General features: G+C 60.4%; 13 protein-coding genes. 8 read left to right on the top strand and 5 right to left on the bottom strand.

The annotated features are described in order from the left end of the window. Positions 1 to 10: 10 nt before the first annotated feature. The gene (locus BBJ66_RS02960) at positions 11 to 2,224 is read left to right on the top strand and encodes a 3-hydroxyacyl-CoA dehydrogenase NAD-binding domain-containing protein (protein ID WP_071084859.1); all 2,214 of its coding nucleotides are present in this window, start codon (positions 11 to 13) and stop codon (positions 2,222 to 2,224) included. A 372-nt stretch (positions 2,225 to 2,596) separates the two neighbouring features. Then, positions 2,597 to 2,806: a cold-shock protein gene (locus BBJ66_RS02965; protein WP_003545273.1), complete on the top strand. Its 210-nt coding sequence runs from the start codon at positions 2,597 to 2,599 to the stop codon at positions 2,804 to 2,806. Between the two features lie 195 nt (positions 2,807 to 3,001). On the opposite strand, the gene BBJ66_RS02970 is transcribed toward BBJ66_RS02965, so the two are convergent. Further along, a complete protein-coding gene (locus BBJ66_RS02970) occupies positions 3,002 to 3,502 on the bottom strand; it encodes a MarR family winged helix-turn-helix transcriptional regulator (protein ID WP_082336818.1) in 501 nt (166 codons plus the stop codon). Between the two features lie 57 nt (positions 3,503 to 3,559). Here BBJ66_RS02970 and BBJ66_RS02975 point away from each other — a divergent pair, with 57 nt between their 5' ends. Then, a complete protein-coding gene (locus BBJ66_RS02975) occupies positions 3,560 to 3,964 on the top strand; it encodes a GFA family protein (protein WP_071085003.1) in 405 nt (134 codons plus the stop codon). An 83-nt stretch (positions 3,965 to 4,047) separates the two neighbouring features. Beyond that, the gene (locus BBJ66_RS02980; RefSeq protein WP_071084861.1) at positions 4,048 to 4,512 is read left to right on the top strand and encodes a YybH family protein; all 465 of its coding nucleotides are present in this window, start codon (positions 4,048 to 4,050) and stop codon (positions 4,510 to 4,512) included. A 196-nt stretch (positions 4,513 to 4,708) separates the two neighbouring features. On the opposite strand, the gene BBJ66_RS02985 is transcribed toward BBJ66_RS02980, so the two are convergent. Both BBJ66_RS02985 and BBJ66_RS02990 read right to left on the bottom strand, forming a co-directional pair. Next, entirely contained in the window at positions 4,709 to 5,884 is a 1,176-nt protein-coding gene (locus tag BBJ66_RS02985; protein WP_161492666.1) for an MFS transporter, read from the bottom strand. Positions 5,885 to 5,904: 20 nt separating this feature from the next. Continuing rightward, positions 5,905 to 6,996, bottom strand: coding sequence for a GHMP family kinase ATP-binding protein (locus BBJ66_RS02990; RefSeq protein ID WP_083335513.1), 1,092 nt, complete (start codon positions 6,994 to 6,996; stop codon positions 5,905 to 5,907). Between the two features lie 323 nt (positions 6,997 to 7,319). Between BBJ66_RS02990 and BBJ66_RS02995 the strand changes: the two genes are divergently transcribed. Both BBJ66_RS02995 and BBJ66_RS03000 read left to right on the top strand, forming a co-directional pair. Beyond that, positions 7,320 to 7,868, top strand: a complete 549-nt coding sequence (locus BBJ66_RS02995; RefSeq protein WP_071085005.1) for an NUDIX domain-containing protein — start codon at positions 7,320 to 7,322, stop codon at positions 7,866 to 7,868. A 281-nt stretch (positions 7,869 to 8,149) separates the two neighbouring features. Then, the gene (locus tag BBJ66_RS03000) at positions 8,150 to 10,507 is read left to right on the top strand and encodes a methyl-accepting chemotaxis protein (RefSeq protein ID WP_071084867.1); all 2,358 of its coding nucleotides are present in this window, start codon (positions 8,150 to 8,152) and stop codon (positions 10,505 to 10,507) included. 43 nt (positions 10,508 to 10,550) lie between these two features. On the opposite strand, the gene BBJ66_RS03005 is transcribed toward BBJ66_RS03000, so the two are convergent. Continuing rightward, positions 10,551 to 11,744 carry an MFS transporter gene (locus tag BBJ66_RS03005; protein WP_071084869.1) on the bottom strand — a complete coding sequence of 398 codons (1,194 nt, stop codon included), beginning with the start codon at positions 11,742 to 11,744 and terminating at the stop codon, positions 10,551 to 10,553. A gap of 130 nt (positions 11,745 to 11,874) precedes the next feature. Here BBJ66_RS03005 and BBJ66_RS03010 point away from each other — a divergent pair, with 130 nt between their 5' ends. Continuing rightward, the gene (locus BBJ66_RS03010) at positions 11,875 to 12,432 is read left to right on the top strand and encodes a TetR/AcrR family transcriptional regulator (RefSeq protein ID WP_071084871.1); all 558 of its coding nucleotides are present in this window, start codon (positions 11,875 to 11,877) and stop codon (positions 12,430 to 12,432) included. Positions 12,433 to 12,441: 9 nt separating this feature from the next. On the opposite strand, the gene BBJ66_RS03015 is transcribed toward BBJ66_RS03010, so the two are convergent. After that, positions 12,442 to 15,945: a PAS domain-containing hybrid sensor histidine kinase/response regulator gene (locus BBJ66_RS03015; RefSeq protein ID WP_071084873.1), complete on the bottom strand. Its 3,504-nt coding sequence runs from the start codon at positions 15,943 to 15,945 to the stop codon at positions 12,442 to 12,444. A gap of 221 nt (positions 15,946 to 16,166) precedes the next feature. Between BBJ66_RS03015 and mscL the strand changes: the two genes are divergently transcribed. Then, entirely contained in the window at positions 16,167 to 16,604 is a 438-nt protein-coding gene (mscL, locus tag BBJ66_RS03020; RefSeq protein WP_049732903.1) for a large conductance mechanosensitive channel protein MscL, read from the top strand. The last annotated feature ends 114 nt before the right edge of the window (positions 16,605 to 16,718 follow it).

The raw sequence follows: 16,718 nt of genomic DNA on the forward strand, positions 1-16,718 counted from the left end.
AGGAAACCCAATGACCTACACCAATTTCACGCTCGAAACCGACGCCGACGGCATCGCTCTCGTCACCTGGGACATGCCCGGCAAATCGATGAACGTCTTCACATCAGAAGTGATGGAAGAACTCAACGCCATCATCGACGCCACGACCGCTGACGCAGCCGTCAAGGGTGTCGTCTTCACCTCGGGCAAATCCTCCTTCTCCGGTGGCGCCGACCTCTCGATGATCAAGTCGATGTTCAGCTCCTATCAGGAGGAGAAGGCAAAGAGCCCGGAAAAGGCGGTGCAGACGCTCTTCGGCCTGGTCGGCCGCATGTCCGGCCTGTTCCGCAAGCTTGAAACCTCAGGCAAACCCTGGGTGTCGGCGATCAACGGTACCTGCATGGGCGGCGCTTTCGAACTGTCGCTCGCCTGCCACGGCCGCGTCGCCTCCAATGCCAAGAGCGTCAAGATCGCGCTGCCCGAGGTCAAGGTCGGCATCTTCCCTGGCGCCGGCGGCACCCAGCGCGTGCCGCGGCTGGCTAATGCCCAGGATGCGCTGCAGATGATGACGACAGGTCAGTCGCTGAGCGGCTCCCGCGCCAAGGCGATGAACCTCGTGCATCAGGTGGTCGAGCCGGATCAGCTGATCCCGACCGCCAAGCAGATGATCAAAGATGGCCTGAAGCCGGTCGCCCCCTGGGACGAGAAGGGCTTCAAGCTGCCGGGCGGCGGCATCTGGACGCCGGCCTCCGCCCAGCTCTGGCCGGCCGCACCCGCGATCCTGCGCCGTGAAACCTCCGGCAATTACCCGGCCGCGCTCGCCATCCTGAAATGCGTCTATGAAGGCCTGCAGGTGCCCTTCGATACCGGCCTGAAGATCGAGCAGCGGTATTTCACCGAGGTGCTGCAGACCCGTGAAGCCTTCTCGATGATCCGCTCGCTGTTCATCTCGATGCAGGAACTTGGCAAGGGCGCCCGCCGCCCGGCCGGCATTCCCAAGACGGAACTGAAACATGTCGGCGTCGTCGGCGCCGGCTTCATGGGCGCCTCGATCGCCTATGTCACGGCGGCCGCCGGCATTCCGGTGACGCTGATTGACCGTGATATGGAAGCTGCCACCAAGGGCAAGGCCGTCTGCGAAGGTCTCGTCAAGGATTCGGTCGGTAAGGGAAGGTTTACGCAGGACGAGGCGGCAGCGCTGCTTTCCCGCATCACGCCCTCCGCCGATTATGCTGACCTCGCCGCCGCCGGTCTCGTCATCGAGGCGGTGTTCGAGGATCGCGAGGTGAAGAAATCGGTGATCGAGGCTGTGGAAGCCGTACTGCCGGAAGGGGCGATCTTCGCCTCCAACACTTCGACCCTGCCGATCACGGGCCTGGCGAAGAACTCCAGGCGCCCGGCCGATTTCATCGGCATCCATTTCTTCTCGCCCGTCGAAAAGATGATGCTGACCGAGGTCATCCTCGGCAAGGAGACCGGCGACAAGGCGATCGCCGTCGCGCTCGATTATGTCGCAGCGATCAAGAAGACGCCGATCGTCGTCAACGACACCCGCGGCTTCTTCGTCAATCGCTGCGTGCTGCGCTATATGTCGGAGAGTTACGACATGCTGATCGAGGGCGTGCCGCCTGTGATGATCGAAAATGCCGCCAAGATGGCGGGCATGCCTGTGGGACCGTTGGCTTTGAATGACGAGGTGGCGATCGACCTCTCGCTGAAAATCCTCAAGGCCACGGCCGCCGATCTCGGCGAGAAGGCCATCGACCCCAGGCATATGGAGCTGATCTCCCGCATGGTGGAAAAGGAGGGCCGCTTCGGCCGCAAGAATTCCAAGGGCTTTTATGACTATCCGCCGAAACCGGCGAAGAAGTCGCTCTGGCCCGATCTCAAGAATTTCTATCCGCAGAAGAAGGCGGATGACGTCGACATCGCCGTCCTCAAGCAGCGCTTCCTCGTCACCATCGCGCTGGAAGCCGCCCGCACCGTCGAGGAAGGCATTGTCACCGACCCGCGCGAAGCCGACGTCGGCTCGATCCTCGGCTTCGGCTTCGCCCCCTACACTGGCGGCGCGCTGAGCTATATCGACGGGATGGGCGCAAAGGCTTTCGTGGACTTGGCGGAGAAGTTAGCAGCCGCTTACGGAGATCACTTTAAGCCGACGCCGCTGCTGAAGGACATGGCTGCCAAGGGCGAGACGTTTTATGGGCGGTTTGATCCCTATGCGAAGATGGGGGCGGCGGCGTAAGCTGTTTTCGCGGCCTTGGTTTTAACGGGACTATCTCTACCGTTGTGCCGTGTAGGCCCCCCTCTGCCCTGCCGGGCATCTCCCCCACAGGTGGGGAGATTGGCTGGGCGCGATGGCTTCCCCCGGATCTTGTCCGTCAAGCCAGAGGGGGCGACCACGGTACGACATTCGAGATGTTTCGACTTTCCCTTATGGACGCCTTGTCACGGACACAATTCCCGATTAAACGTTCTCGCATCGATCTTGCTAGATGGACTTTGAAACGGCGCTCGCGTCGTTCCTGGCGAACTTCCTCCAAAATCGGTTTTCATCGTCGCTCGTGCTTCGGTTCGCGCGGCAATCTTCTATGAGCGATTCGAAAAGGATATCGTCATGAGCACTGGTACCGTAAAGTGGTTCAACGCAACCAAGGGCTTCGGCTTCATTCAGCCGGATGACGGCGCTGCCGACGTTTTCGTCCACATCTCGGCCGTTGAACGCGCCGGCATGCGCGATCTCAAGGATGGCCAGAAGCTGTCTTACGAGCTCGTCCGCGACAACAAGTCCGGCAAGATGTCGGCAGACCGCCTCCAGGCGGCCTAAGGCCTAGCAATTCCAGGAAAAGTGCGAAGCGGTTTTCCGTCCGGAATTGCGTTAAAGACAAAAGCAGCGCGTCCTCTTGGACGCGCGGGGCTTTGAATATCATCTCCGGATCGTGACCACGGATGTACTGGCACGGTTCGTCGAGATGGCAGGGAAGGTCGGGTTAGCCCGGCCTTTTTTTGTTTCGCCGCCGGCTCAGCCGCCAGCCGCCTCACCACCCTCCAGCATCTCCATCACCCGCGCCATCACCGCCCGCGCCGCATCGAGCTCGGCTGACGTAAACGCAGCACCCAGCCCATCCGCCCATCCGGCCTGCGCCACCTCGATGACGCCGAGCCGGGCGGCACCTTCCGCGGTCAACTGCACCAGCTTGGCGCGCTGATGCTGCGGGTTGTCGGCATAGGCGATCAGCCCTTCTCCCTCCAGCACATCGGCAAGCCGCTGCACACCCTGGCGGGCGAGGCCGAGCGCGCGGGCGATCTGTGCCACCGACATGTCGCCGCGCCTTGCCGCGGCCAGTACCTGCCAGCGCGCGCTTGTCTGTCCCGCCGGCTTTGCCAGCTGGTCGCCCGCCGCCGTCAGATGGCCGGCGAGGCGAAGGGCGGTGATTGCGAAAGCGGAAAAGGCATTCCCCTCCATCGTCCGCTCCGGTCGATTTTGTTTGACAACATGTTGTCTATTTTGTATCTCATCCATAATGACAACATATTGTCATATGCAGACGACGGATGCAACGGCAAGGAGGAGCGCATCGTGAAGAAGACCTACAAGGGAAGCTGCCATTGCGGCAAAGTGCACTACGAGGTGGATATGGACCTCGAAGAGGGAACCGGCCGCTGCAATTGCTCGATCTGCACGAAGCGGCGCTACTGGGGCGCCAACGTCAAGCCGGAGGATTTCCGGCTGATGTGCGACGAGGCCGAGACATCGGATTACCAGTTCAACACGATGAGCGGTCACCACCGCTTCTGCCGCACCTGCGGCGTGCCTGCCTTCGGCGACGGTTATGTCGAAGCGATCGGCGGCGCCTATGTCTCGATCAACATCGCCTGCCTCGACGATCTCACCCCTGAGGAACTGGCAGCCTTACCAGTCCGTTATTACGACGGCAGGCACGATGCCTGGTGGAACGAGCCTAAAGTGACGAGTTATCTCTGAAGCAATTCCGGCAAATTGTGCGGCGGTTGTCGGACCGTCCTCCTCTCGTTCGTCCTCTGGCCGTAGTGGAAAGGAGAACGGTTGTGAAAGACGAAACCAATGCCAGGCACGAAGAAGAGGCAATCATCGCCATGCTGATGATGCGGGCCAAGGCGATCGGCGAAAAGAACGCCGAGGAGGCGCTTTCCTATGAGGCCGAGGATTCCGTCGAGTTTTCGCTGGCGCCGCCGCTCGTCAGCAATGGCAAGGACGCAGCCGGCCTGCAGACCTGGTTCGATAGCTGGGAAGGCCCGATCGGCGGCGAAGTGCGCGATGCCAGATTGACGCTCGGCGGCGATGTCGCCTTCTGGAGTGGTCTCCTGCGCATGACCGGGACCAAGACCGATGGCGCCGAGGTCGATCTTTGGTTCCGCCAGACGCTCGGCCTCGTCAAGCGGGATGGCCGCTGGCTGGTCGCCCATCAGCATGCATCCGTGCCCTTCGCCATGGACGGCAGCGGCCGCGCGCTGCTTGATCTGAAGCCGCAAACTGCAGGCCCTGTCGAATAATTCTGCTACATGCCGCGCAGAACCGTGCAGCGGTCTGCGGCAAAGACAGCCACCGCGGTTCGAGCAGGCAAGGCGAGATAATCCCCTTTTCTTATCCGTCAGATCGCTTGCTATTTGCGCGTCGGGCATGCTGGCGGTGAAATCAGTTCAGCTCATTGGTTTCCCGTTCGGCTCAACGTACACTTTCAAGCGGTTCTTATTCCGATGCGTCAAGCCGGCGTTCTTGCGCCTTCAACGAAAACAAAATGCCGATCACAATCAGCATTGCCGTGATCGAAACCGCTGCGAAAGAAAGCTCGATGCTCGTCATTTGAGCAAGCGAACCGAGCGTCACGGGGAAAATAAGGAGAGCTAAGCCGCCTACAACGGTCGACCGAGCAATGAATGCGGAGAACTCTTTCTGTATGTATGCATTCGCCAGTGCTAGATTTGTGGGAAATAGACATCCCGCAAAAAATCCGATCACCGGAAATAGCAGCGTAAATAATGCTGGCGACGGCGCCATGAAAATCGTCACGAGCACGATCATGCTTGTAACAGCGTAAATCCTGTAGGCGACAATTGGCCGAAGAACTTTGAGCACGAAAATATTCAACAGCCTGCCAACGATCGTCATCAGAAGATAAGCTGACATGATACTCAGGCTTGTGGAAGTTGTGAAACCGAACCGGCTTTGGGCATAATAGCTGCCCCAGAATCCAAAAGCCCACTCGAAACAGCTATTAACCGCGACCAGGCACAAGAGCTTCCAACCGAGCGAAGATAGCCTGTCTGACTTCGCAATTAGAGGTGAATGTTCGGTGGTATTGATTTTGTATTTTCCCAAAAGAAAAAACACAATGGTTGCCCCGACGAGAGCAAGCGGCATGATTAAGCTCGAGAGGGAAGTCCAATCCTTCGAAAGAATCAACCCGAGTATAAAGGGAAACAAGAATACTCCGATGCTAACCCATAGGTAGGCTGCGGCGAATTTGGATGAAGACGATTCAGAGCTTTCTTGATTGATCCGGATTTGAATCAAAACGTGGAGCGAACCTGCGAACAGGCCGATCAGAAATGCCGACCCCAATGTGACACCGAGTGACTGTAATGAGAAAAGGCCGCACATTGCGCTGCCTAAACCCGCAGCTGCCCAGCCCTCTAGGGCTGGTGCGCTGCGCGTTGATCCTCGATCCCTCAATGTAGACGCGACGGGGCCAGAAATTATCCGCCCGGCCGCGTAAACAAAAAAATGGGCACTTATTATAAAGTCTGAAGGCGAGAGCGCCGCTTTCAGTAAAGGCGTGCTAGCGCCTAACATCGATTGAGCCATTCCGAACAAAAGCAGGGGTAAAAAGAGATGAAGTGCGGATGAATTGCGTCTGATCGTCACGGCTAGGCTCGCCGGGATACTCATGCGGGCACGCCTACCTTGGCATCCGTGTCCACGCTCGTGAATACTTGTGTTCCCGTTTTTCCGAACCTGTCGATCGCCACAAACGACGCGTAAGGCCTCAGAGCTTCCGCTATCTTTTGAGCCGTAACTAGATCTTCAGACAACGCGACCATCACGCCACCCGAGGGTCTTGGGCCGCTAGGACGAGCGTAGAAAGAGCCGCTCTGCTCAGCAATTTTGATCATTTCGAGTATCGCGTTATTATCGATGCTCACGAGATGGCGAATAGCTTCGGTTGAGAACCTGGATAGTCCGATCAGGGTCGGTATATCGCGATCGATTAGGGCGTTAAAAATTTTAGATGGGACGGTTTTATTCAGATCCCGGTACGTGGAAATTCTCGATTCATTCGAGCCATTTCGTGATATCAGGTCGCCTGAAATATCATTGTAGCCAGTCCGGCCCCCTGGGCTGGCGACGGTGACATAGTAATCGATATCACTCGATGTGCCGGTCATCGTCCTTGGATAATCCCGGAATGGTGCAAATTCCAACAGCAGCAATCCACCTTTGTTGACGATAATCTGGTCTTGGGTGCCGCATCCCGTGTTGATGCGGTCTCGTTCCGCTTTGAAAGCGATATCGACGGCCTTTTCACCGGCATTGTCGTTGATATCAAGATGGCTGAGGAGAGCCGCTGCGACCGAGACGCACACCGCAGCCGAAGACGACAGCCCGCCAACCGTTGGAATCGTGCTTTCAATCTTCACTTGCAGCGGCCCATAAAATCCAAAACGGTTTTCAAACTCCTGCATCACTCCCAACACATAGCGAAGGGGGTTATCTGTATTGATGGAGATATCCATACTCAACGGAGCATGCGTGCTGAAGAAGCCCTGGTCGGACGCTGAACTAATTAGATGAACCGACCCGCTGATGTCTGAGACCTCTGTTCGCGTCGTCAGCGAAGCTAGAGAAGCCACTAGCGCTTGCCCACCCATCCAGTCGGAATATTCACCTGCGAGGCAAGCCTTTGCTGGCGCATTCGCTACAGTAATTTTCATAAAATTCTCCCTGGTTTGAAAATTAATTGGATAGAGAAAAACCATCAGTCAGATCTTGTGGCTATCAAGCGATGGAGTCATACAGCCGGCTTTTACGAGATCAGAGAAGGCGTTATGTTTCCCGGCGGTAATAGGAGGGCAGCCTGACGACAGGCGGCCTAATACAGCCGAAGCGTGCAATTCGCTCTCCATGTCTTCTCCAGTTGAATTTTAAGGCAGATTTATGACGGTTGCAATACTGCCCTGAACAATACCGTAAATTGCTTATGGCTAGCCGTCTATGTGCCGCCAGCCGAGTAAGCGTGATCAATCGCGCTCTGGTTGGAATCGAGTTCGCTAGCCTTATAGACAGCCAAAAGGACCTACGAATGAGCAAACCCGCAGCCATCCAAACGCTTGAAAGCCGACTTGTCTATGAAAACCGTTGGATGAAAGTCCGCGAAGACGCCATCCGTCGCGCCGACGGCTCTGACGGCATTTATGGCGTTGTTGAAAAGCCGGACTTCGTAATCATCTTGCCCATCCATGATGGGGTGGTCCACCTCGTCGAGCAATACCGCTACCCAATTAAACGGCGGCAATGGGAGCTGCCGCAGGGAAGCTGGGAGGAAGATCCAAATGCAATGCCCGAAGATTTGGCGCGAGGCGAGTTACTAGAGGAAACCGGTCTCCTGGCGGGCGCGATTAAATTGATTGGCGAACTATATCCCTTATACGGCACCGCAACGCAGAAATACCGGGCCTATCTGGCGACGGAACTCGAAGCCGGGATCAGCTCTCCAGATCACGAGGAACAGGATCTCGTTACGGCCGCTTTTCCGTTGTCCGTAGTCGAAACGATGATCCTCACCGGTGAAATACAGGATGCGAATACGGTCGCCGTCTTGGGATTGGCTCGCTTGCGGCAGCTCTTATAGCGGGTCTTGGCCCGATCTTGCCGAGCTGAAACGGTTGTGAAATCAGTCAAGTCCATTGTGGTCTCCATTCGTCCTAAGCAAACAAACAGAATCGCAACTGGCTGATTTCGGTTAGCTCTTTTCCGGTCAGGCACTTAGACAATAAGAACCTTCTTTTAATCAAATTTTGCCAGCATGAATATTGGGAGGCCTTCAGTTTTTGCTGGATGACGATTGTCTAAACGCGCCGGCGAATGGGACTGAAGGCGTGCGCCAGTACAGCAGCGAAGGCGGGCGGGAACATGCTTTTCAAGTCTACGACAAGTCGCAATCTTTTCTCTGTGGCGGCCTGCGGCGTCATTGCCGTTATTGTCGCTTCCAGCGTCATTTTCTATCGGTCCTATACCGAAATTCGCAGCGGCAGCATCGAGCAGATGCGCCAGATCGCGACATCAGAGGCGTTGAAAGTCGAAAGCGATATCGGCGGCACTGTGCATATCGTCAACGGACTTGACACCGTGCTGACGACGATGAAGGAGCTGGGAGACACCGATCGCGCCAAGGCGGACAAGGTCCTGCTCAACATGCTGCAAGCCAACCCGCCAGTCCTTGGGACATGGACCGGATGGGAGCCCAATGCTTTCGACGGCAAGGACAAGGACTATGTCGGCAAGGAAGGACACGACGCGACGGGCCGCTATGTGCCCTATTGGGTGCGCAGCGGCGGCCAGATCACCCATACGGCTTTGACCGATTACACAGTGGCTGGAGCGGGCGACTACTATCAGCTGCCCTTCACGCAGCGCAAAACTGTGATCATCGAGCCGTATTCCTATGCGATCGATGGCAAAGACGTGTTGATGACCTCTGTCACCAAGCCGATTGTCATCGACGGCAAAGCGGTCGGCGTTGCCGGCCTTGACCTTTCGCTTCAGGACACCAACAAGGCGCTGTCAGCCGTTCGACCGATGGGTGCGGGCTTCCTCGGCCTGGTGACCAGCGCCGGCAAGATCGTCAGTCACCCGGATGCAGGCCTCATCGGCAAGAGCCTTTCCGAGACCGGGGCGAAGACGGCGGATTGGGACCGTCTGATCGCCAATCCCGGGGTTGAGCGTGAGGTGACCAACGAGGACGGCAGCGTCTCGCTGGCGATTGCCAGCGCCGTCAAGCTTGCCGAGAGCCCCAATTGGTATGCGATCGTTTCGGTCCCGAAGGCAACACTGTTCGGGCCGCTCTATGCCGTCGTGCGGGATGCGATCGTCGCGACGGGCCTGGCGGCGGTGCTGCTCGGCCTTGCCGTGTGGCTGATCGCCCGCCGCTTCGTCGGCCGGATTTCCAGCGTCATCGCCGAGACTGCCGAGATTGCCGCAGGCAAACTCGATGTGCCCCTCAAGGATGGCGACGCCAAGGACGAAATCGGCGATCTCTCGCGCTCGCTGAAGGCGCTGATGGAGAGCAATCGCGACAGGGCGCGTCTGGAGGCCGAGGCGGAGGAAAACCGTGCGCTGCAGGAAAGGGAGCGTGCCGAGCGCGCCCGGATCGACGAGGCCCAGGAAGCGGACGTCAAATTTGCCGTCGGTGAATTGGCGCTTGGTTTGGCCAAGCTTGCCGAAGGCGACATGACCAGTGCGCTCGAGCATCCTTTCGCGGCGACGCTTGACGAGACCCGCATCAATTTCAACGAGTCGGTCGTCAAACTGCGCTCGGCACTGGTGTCGTTCTCGCAAAATGCCGAGGTCATCCAAAGCGGCACCGAGGAAATCCGTTCCGCGGCCGACGATCTTGCGCGCCGGACGGAACAGCAGGCTGCCTCCGTTGAGCAAACGGCCGCAGCGCTCGAACAGATCACCACATCCGTCAAGGATTCCACGGCGCGTGCCGAAGAAGCCGGGTCGATGGTCGTTCGCACGAAGGAAAATGCCGAACGCTCCGGCCAGATCGTGCAGCGGGCTGTCGAAGCGATGAACGACATCGAACAGTCCTCCAAGTCGATCTCCAATATCATCGGCGTCATCGACGAGATCGCCTTCCAGACCAATCTGCTTGCGCTGAATGCCGGCGTCGAGGCCGCGCGCGCCGGGGAAGCCGGCAAGGGCTTTGCCGTCGTCGCTCAGGAGGTCCGGGAGCTGGCGCAGCGCTCGGCCGGCGCGGCCAAGGAGATCAAGGCGCTGATCGGCGCTTCCGGCGGCCAGGTGCGCCATGGTGTGGCCCTGGTGCGTGAGACCGGCGATGCCTTGGAGGGGATCGTTCAGGAGGTGCAGCAGATCGACCGCAATGTTCACGCGATCGTTCAATCCGCCCGCGAGCAGTCGACCGGCCTGCAGGAAATCAACACCGCCGTCAATCAGATGGATCAGGCGACGCAGAAGAATGCGGCGATGGTCGAGGAGTCGAATGCGGCAGCCCACACGCTTGCGACCGAGGTCTCTGCCCTGTCCGGGCGATTGGGCCAGTTTCGCCTCGATGCGGGCACGGGCATGACGCCGGCGCTATCGCGGTCCAATGCGCCGCGTCCGCTCGCCGCTCCGAAAATCGTATCGTCGCACGCGGCCATCCCGGTTCCCTCGCCGGCCCGTGCGTTGAAGAAGACGCTGGCGGCCGCGCTCGGCGGCGGCTCGAAGGCGACAACTCCGGCCGAGCATGGCTGGGAGGATTTCTGATCCGATCCGTTCAACGGGATGGAGGTGTTCGCGGCGGCCGTCCTCAGGCCGCCGCCTTCCGCCGTCCGGCGCGAAGCCCCAGCAGTCCGGCGCCCATCAGCAGCAGAATTACAGTCGCATAAATGTCTGTCGTCAGCGCATAACCGGCCGATTTCGCCAGGAAGCCGGCAAGGATCGCCGGCAGGCTGAAGGCGAGATAGCTCTGCACGTAAAAGGCCGATAGCAGTCCGGCCCGTTCATCTGCCTTGGCGAGCGGCATGATGGTGCCGATCGAACCGAGGAAATTGGTGCCGAAACCGGCGCCGGTGAAGACCGTGCCGATCAGCAGCAGCGGCACATTGGCAAGATGCACGCCGGCAACGACCGTCAGAATGCCGAGCGTCTTGGCCGACACGCCGAAGCCGAGATTGGCCGAGGCCGACTTGCTGCGCCTGAGATAAACGGCGGTCGCGCCGCTCACCATCAGTGCAGTCACCACCGCTCCGCCGGTTAGCGGCGCCTTACTGGCGGTCGTGCTGGCGACCAGCGACGGAACCAGCGAGAGGTAGAAGCCGGCAAGCGTCCAGTTGGCGATGTTGATCGGCGTCACCAGCGACAGCGGCCGCTTCACCTGCTGGGGAACGGTGACCCTGGGGATCAGCGAATCGAGCGCGCCCGGCCGTGTGCCGCCGGTCTCGTGCGTCAGCCAGATGCCGGCCGCCAGCAGGGTGAAGGTGGCGAGCAGCAGCGCATAAATGAGATGCATCGGGAAGGGGCCGTATTGGATCAGGGCGCTGGTGCCGATCGCGCCCACCGCCATGCCGCAAAGCGGCGCGATCGAATTGACGATCTGCCCCTTTGCCCGGTCGACATCGACCAGAGCGGCGCCGAGCGAGGCGCCGGCGATCCCGGTTGCAACACCCTGGACGATCCGCGCCGCGATCAGCCAGCCCGGGCCGCTGGCGACGACGAAGAGCGCCATGGCGATGATTTCGAGCACCAGCGCGAAGAAGATCACCGGCTTGCGGCCGAGATGGTCGGAGATCGAACCGGCGGTCAGCAGCGCCGCCAGCAGCGCGAAAGCGTAGACGGAAAAGACCACGGTGATCAGCAGCGGCGAGAGCGAGAAATTCTCCTGATAAATCCGGTAGAGCGGCGTCGGCGCCGCGGAAGCGCCGAAGAAGGCGGCGAGCGTCAGCGCATGAAAACCGATCGAGGGGCTCTGCGCATTCCCGGTGGATTTGGCTGCGGCGACCATATATAAGCCCTCTTAAAGCTAAGCCGTTGCGTTAGATCCATGTAGGGCGAATGCAGAGTAAAGGCAAATTCTTTGCGTTTATGGTTCTGTCAAAGATTTTGAACCATGGAGATCGGGAACGGGTGCAGGCATGGCAGTAAAAGAGAATCTCCGTCCGGGCGGCAGAAGCGCCCGGGTTCAGGCATCGGTGCACAAGGCGGTCCGCGAGCTGCTGGACGAGATGAACCGCGCCGAGGTGACGATCCCGCTGATCGCCGCCAGCGCCGGTGTGACCCCGTCGACCATCTACCGCCGCTGGGGCGACCTGCAGCAGCTTCTCGCCGATGTCGCCGTCGAACGGCTGCGCCCGGATATGCAGCCGGTCGACGCCGGCAGCGGCAAGGCCGACCTTGAAGCCTGGGCCGAGCAATATGCCGAGGAAATGTCCTCCGGGCCGGGCCGCGAGATGATCCGCGACGTGCTGGCGGCGCAGGCGGGCGCCAATGCCTGCAAATGCGCAGAATATACCCGCCAGCAGATCGTCGTCATCGCCGAGAGGGCAAAGGCCCGCGGCGAGGTCTTTCCGGATGTCGACCGCGTCATGGACGAGGTGGTGGCCCCGATCATGTATCGCATCCTGTTCGGCGACGTGCCGGATGCCGCGCGGGTGCTCGATCTGGTCGCACGCGTCATGACCACGACGGATTGAGCCTGGCTCTTACTCCGCAGCCGCGCGCTTGAGACCGGAAATCTGGGTGATATAGGCCCGCAGCGCCGCCGGCCGCACCGGTTTGTGCTGAACGGCGATGTCTTGCCGCTCGGCCTCGCTGCGCACTTCAGGCGTGCGATCGGCGGTAACCAGCAAAGCGGGGATGTCGGCGCCGAACTGCCGGCGCAGATGCAGGATCGCGGCAATGCCGGTGCCGTCGTCGAGATGATAGTCGGCGATGATAAGATCCGGCGGCCCGTCACGGCCGTCGCTTGCGATCACGTCGGCGAGGCAATCGAGCGCCGCGACCTCGCAGCCCCAGCCGCTGAGCAGCAGCCGCATGCCTTCGAGAATCTTCGGCTCGTTGTCGATGCAGAGGATCTTCAGCCCCTTGAGCGGCTGCCCGGGCCGCTCAGTGGGAGCGATAGCCGCTGCCGCCTCGGCCGGGCGCGAGACGTCGAGCGGCATGGCGATGCGGAACTCCGTGCCCTTGCCATGCGTCGATTGCAGTTCGACCGGATGGTTGAGCACGCGGGCGATGCGGTCGACGATCGAAAGGCCGAGCCCGAGGCCGGAGGCGGTTTTCGCGCCTTCGTCCAGCCGGGCGAATTCCTTGAACACGGTGCGGAATTTCGACGGCGGAATGCCGATGCCGGAATCGATCACCTGGATGATCACCTGGTTGCCGCGCCGCCGCGCCCCGACCAGCACCTTGCCGGTGATCGTATATTTGATGGCGTTGGAAACGAGGTTCTGCACCAGCCGGCGCAGCAAATTGGGGTCGGAGCGCACCCTGAGCGATGTCGGCATGACCACCAGCTTCAGCTGTTTTTCGCGGGCGATCGGCGCGAAATCGGTCTCGATCCGCTTCAGCAGATCGGAAAGCGCGACTGCAGCCAGCCGCGGCCGCATGGCGCCGGTATCGAGCCTCGAGATATCGAGCACGGCGCCGAGAATGGTTTCGACCGATTCCAGCGCCGAATCGATGTTGCGCACGATCGGGCCATTATCGGATTGCGCCATGCGTTCGACCAGCGCCGAGGAATAGAGCCTGGCGGCGTTCAGCGGCTGCAGGATGTCGTGGCCGGCGGCGGCGAAGAAACGGGTCTTGCCGATATTCGCCTCGTCGGCGGCGGCCCGCGCCTCGCCGAGTTCGTGGTTGACGCGGGTCAGCTCGGCCGTGCGTTCAGCGACGCGCTGCTCCAGCGTCTCGTTCGCCTGTTTCAGCGCCTGGTCGGCACTGACGCGCTGGGTGATATCGGTGAAGGTGGCGACAATGCCCTTATCAGGCATCGCGTTGGAGCGCACCTCGATGATCCGCTCACCGCCACCAAGCACCAGTGCGAAGGGCTTGTCGAGCGTCAGGAAATGCCGAACCGTCTGGCTGAGATCGCCAGGCGCGATGTCGCCGCGCTCGCTGAGTGTTTTGACAATATCGGCCAAGGGGAAGCCGACCTGACCGGCACTTTCCGGCAGGTCCAGCAATTGCCGGAAGCGCCGGTTCCAGATCGTCAGCCGGTTGGAGCTGTCGAAGACGGCGATGCCCTGGTCCATCTGCGAAAGGGCGGTCTGCAGCATATCCTGGTTATATTGCAGCGCCTCGCTCGCCTGGTCGAGCAGCCAGGCGGTGTCGGAAGAGGCGTCCTCGGTCTTCTGCAGGATCAAGGACAGCACCAGCCGGGCCGAGGACGAGCCGATGGCGCTGCCGAGCAGCTGCTCGCTGAAATGGATGAGCGCCATATCGGCCGGCTGTTCGTCCTCCAGCTTGCGGCCGGAGCTTTGTTCGTAAGTGGTGAACGAGCGCTGCATGCGCTCTTCGCCGAGATAGCGCGAGATCGCCGCCTTGAGATCGCCGACGCTGATGCGCGTCTTCCAGCCGCGCGTGGCAAATTGCGAGCGCGAATGCCGTTTGACGAAGATGCCGGCCTGGATCCGTTCCAGCGGCCTGGCATTGCGGGTGAGCGAGCCGACGATGAAGAAGGCGGTATTGACGAGCAGGCTCATGACGGTCGCATTGACCAGCGGATCGGCGTCGGGCGCGGCAAACAGCGTGGTGCCGGGAAAGATGAAGCCGAGCACGGCGCTTGCCACATAGGAATAATCGGGTCCGCCGAGCGAGGGCAGGAACAAGAGGTAGACCCAGATGACGAAGCCCGAGGTCAGCCCGAGGATCGCGCCGCGTGCATTGGCCCGCCGCCAGATCAGCCCGCCGACGAGGGCAGGGGCGATCTGCGCGATCGCTGCAAAGGAAAGCAAGCCGATCGAGGCAAGACCGGCGGTGCTGTCGGTCGAGCGGTAATAGGCGTAGCCGAACAACAACACGGCGAAAATGGCGCTGCGGCGGATGTTGAGCAGCGTCTTGGCGAAATTGTCGCGCTGGCTGGCGCGGCCGGCGAGTTTGCGCCTCAGGAAGATCGGCATGATGATGTCGTTCGACACCATGATCGACAACGCCACGGAATCGACGATGACCATCGCCGTCGCGGCCGAGAAGCCGCCGATGAAGGTGATCAGCGACACCACGGGCATCTCGCCGGCCAGCGGCAGCGACAGCATGTAGAAATCGGCGTTACCAGCACCGCCGAAGGTCAGCAGGCCGCCGATCGCCACCGGCAGCACGAAGAGATTGATCGCGATCAGGTAGCTCGGAAACAGGAAGCCCGCGAGTTTCAGCTGTTTCGGCGTCCGGTTTTCGACGACCGTCACGTGGAATTGCCGCGGCAGCAGGATGATCGCGAAGGCCGACAGGGCGATCAGGGTGATCCAGCGGCTGATCGGCGTGTGGTAGCTGAGCGCCGACATGACGAGGCCGTTGTCGACCGTCTTCTGCCAGAGATCGGCCGGGCCGTCGAAGAGAAACCAGATGACGCAGATGCCGGCCGTCAGGAAGGCGACGAGCTTGACCACGGATTCCATCGAGACGGCCAGGATCAGCCCGTCCTGATGCTCCGTCGCATCCGTGTGCCGGGTGCCGAACATGATGGCGAAGCAGGCCAGCACCAGCGTTGCCAAGAGCGGCAGGTCGAGGAAGTAGAGATTGCCGCTGCCGATGCCGTAATCGGACGGATTGACCATGGCGCTGACGGTGCTGGAAATCGCCTTCAGCTGCAGCGCGATATAGGGAATGGTGCCGATCAGCGAGATCAGCGCCACGATGGTGGCGACCGTCGGGTTCTTGCCGTAGCGCGCGGCGACGAAATCGGCGACCGAGGTGAGTTTCTCCGCCTTGGCGAGTTCGATAATGCGGCGAAGCAGCGGCATGCCGAGGGTGAAGACCAGGATGGGTCCGATATAGATGCCGGCAAATTCCAGGCCGCGCTGCGCCGCAAGCCCGACACTGCCGAAATAGGTCCAGGAGGTGCAGTAGATCGCCAGGCTCAGCGCATAGACCACCGGCCATCCGCCTTCGAGCGCGCCCGGGCCGCGCTTCTTGCGGTCGCCATAGCTTGCCACGGCGAAAAGCAGAAGCAGATAGCCGAAGGCAGACGCGAATATGACCCAGCCTGGAAGCATTGACCCTCCGCCGGCGGAAAGCCGCCGGGACCTCCCGCAACGTAGATCAGCTTAAGTCATTTCAGTCGCGTTGAAAATTCCCGCCCATCTAGGCCTTAAGTCAAAGGCCGCCGGGCGTATTGCCGAATAATTGCGATTGCCGATTGATTAATTGCAATGAAGATGTAGCTAATGAAATCCATCGCATACTCTCTGAAATGGATCGAAGGGAGACGGATCCGATGCTCAACGAATTCAAGGCCTTTATCGCCCGCGGCAATGTTATGGATTTGGCGGTCGGCGTCATCATCGGCGGCGCCTTCGGCGGCATCGTCAAATCTCTGGTCGACGACCTGATCATGCCGATCGTCGGCGCCATTTTCGGCGGTTTCGATTTTTCGAATTACTTCCTGCCGCTTTCCTCGGCCGTCAACGCCCCGACCCTTGCCGCCGCCCGCGCCCAAGGGGCGGTCTTTGCCTATGGCAGCTTCCTCACCGTTCTCATCAATTTCCTGATCCTTGCCTGGATCATCTTCCTGATGGTCAAGGGTGTGAACTATCTGCGCCTGCAGGTCGAGCGCCAGGAAAAGGCAGCACCGGAAGAGCTGCCCCCGCCGCCGGCTGATGTTCAGCTGCTGACGGAGATCCGCGATTTGCTGGCCAGCCGCCCGACGGCCTGATCGAGGCTGGAGGCTGCGGCTTCAAGCGGCGGACTGAGGCACATTGCGCCGGATGTTTCGCTCCCGCCCCCGCATGCCCATTGCCGTCCGTGCGCGTGATTTTCCCCTCCCCCT

This window comes from Rhizobium sp. RSm-3, assembly GCF_001854685.1.
Taxonomy (GTDB): Bacteria; Pseudomonadota; Alphaproteobacteria; order Rhizobiales; family Rhizobiaceae; genus Rhizobium; species Rhizobium ecuadorense.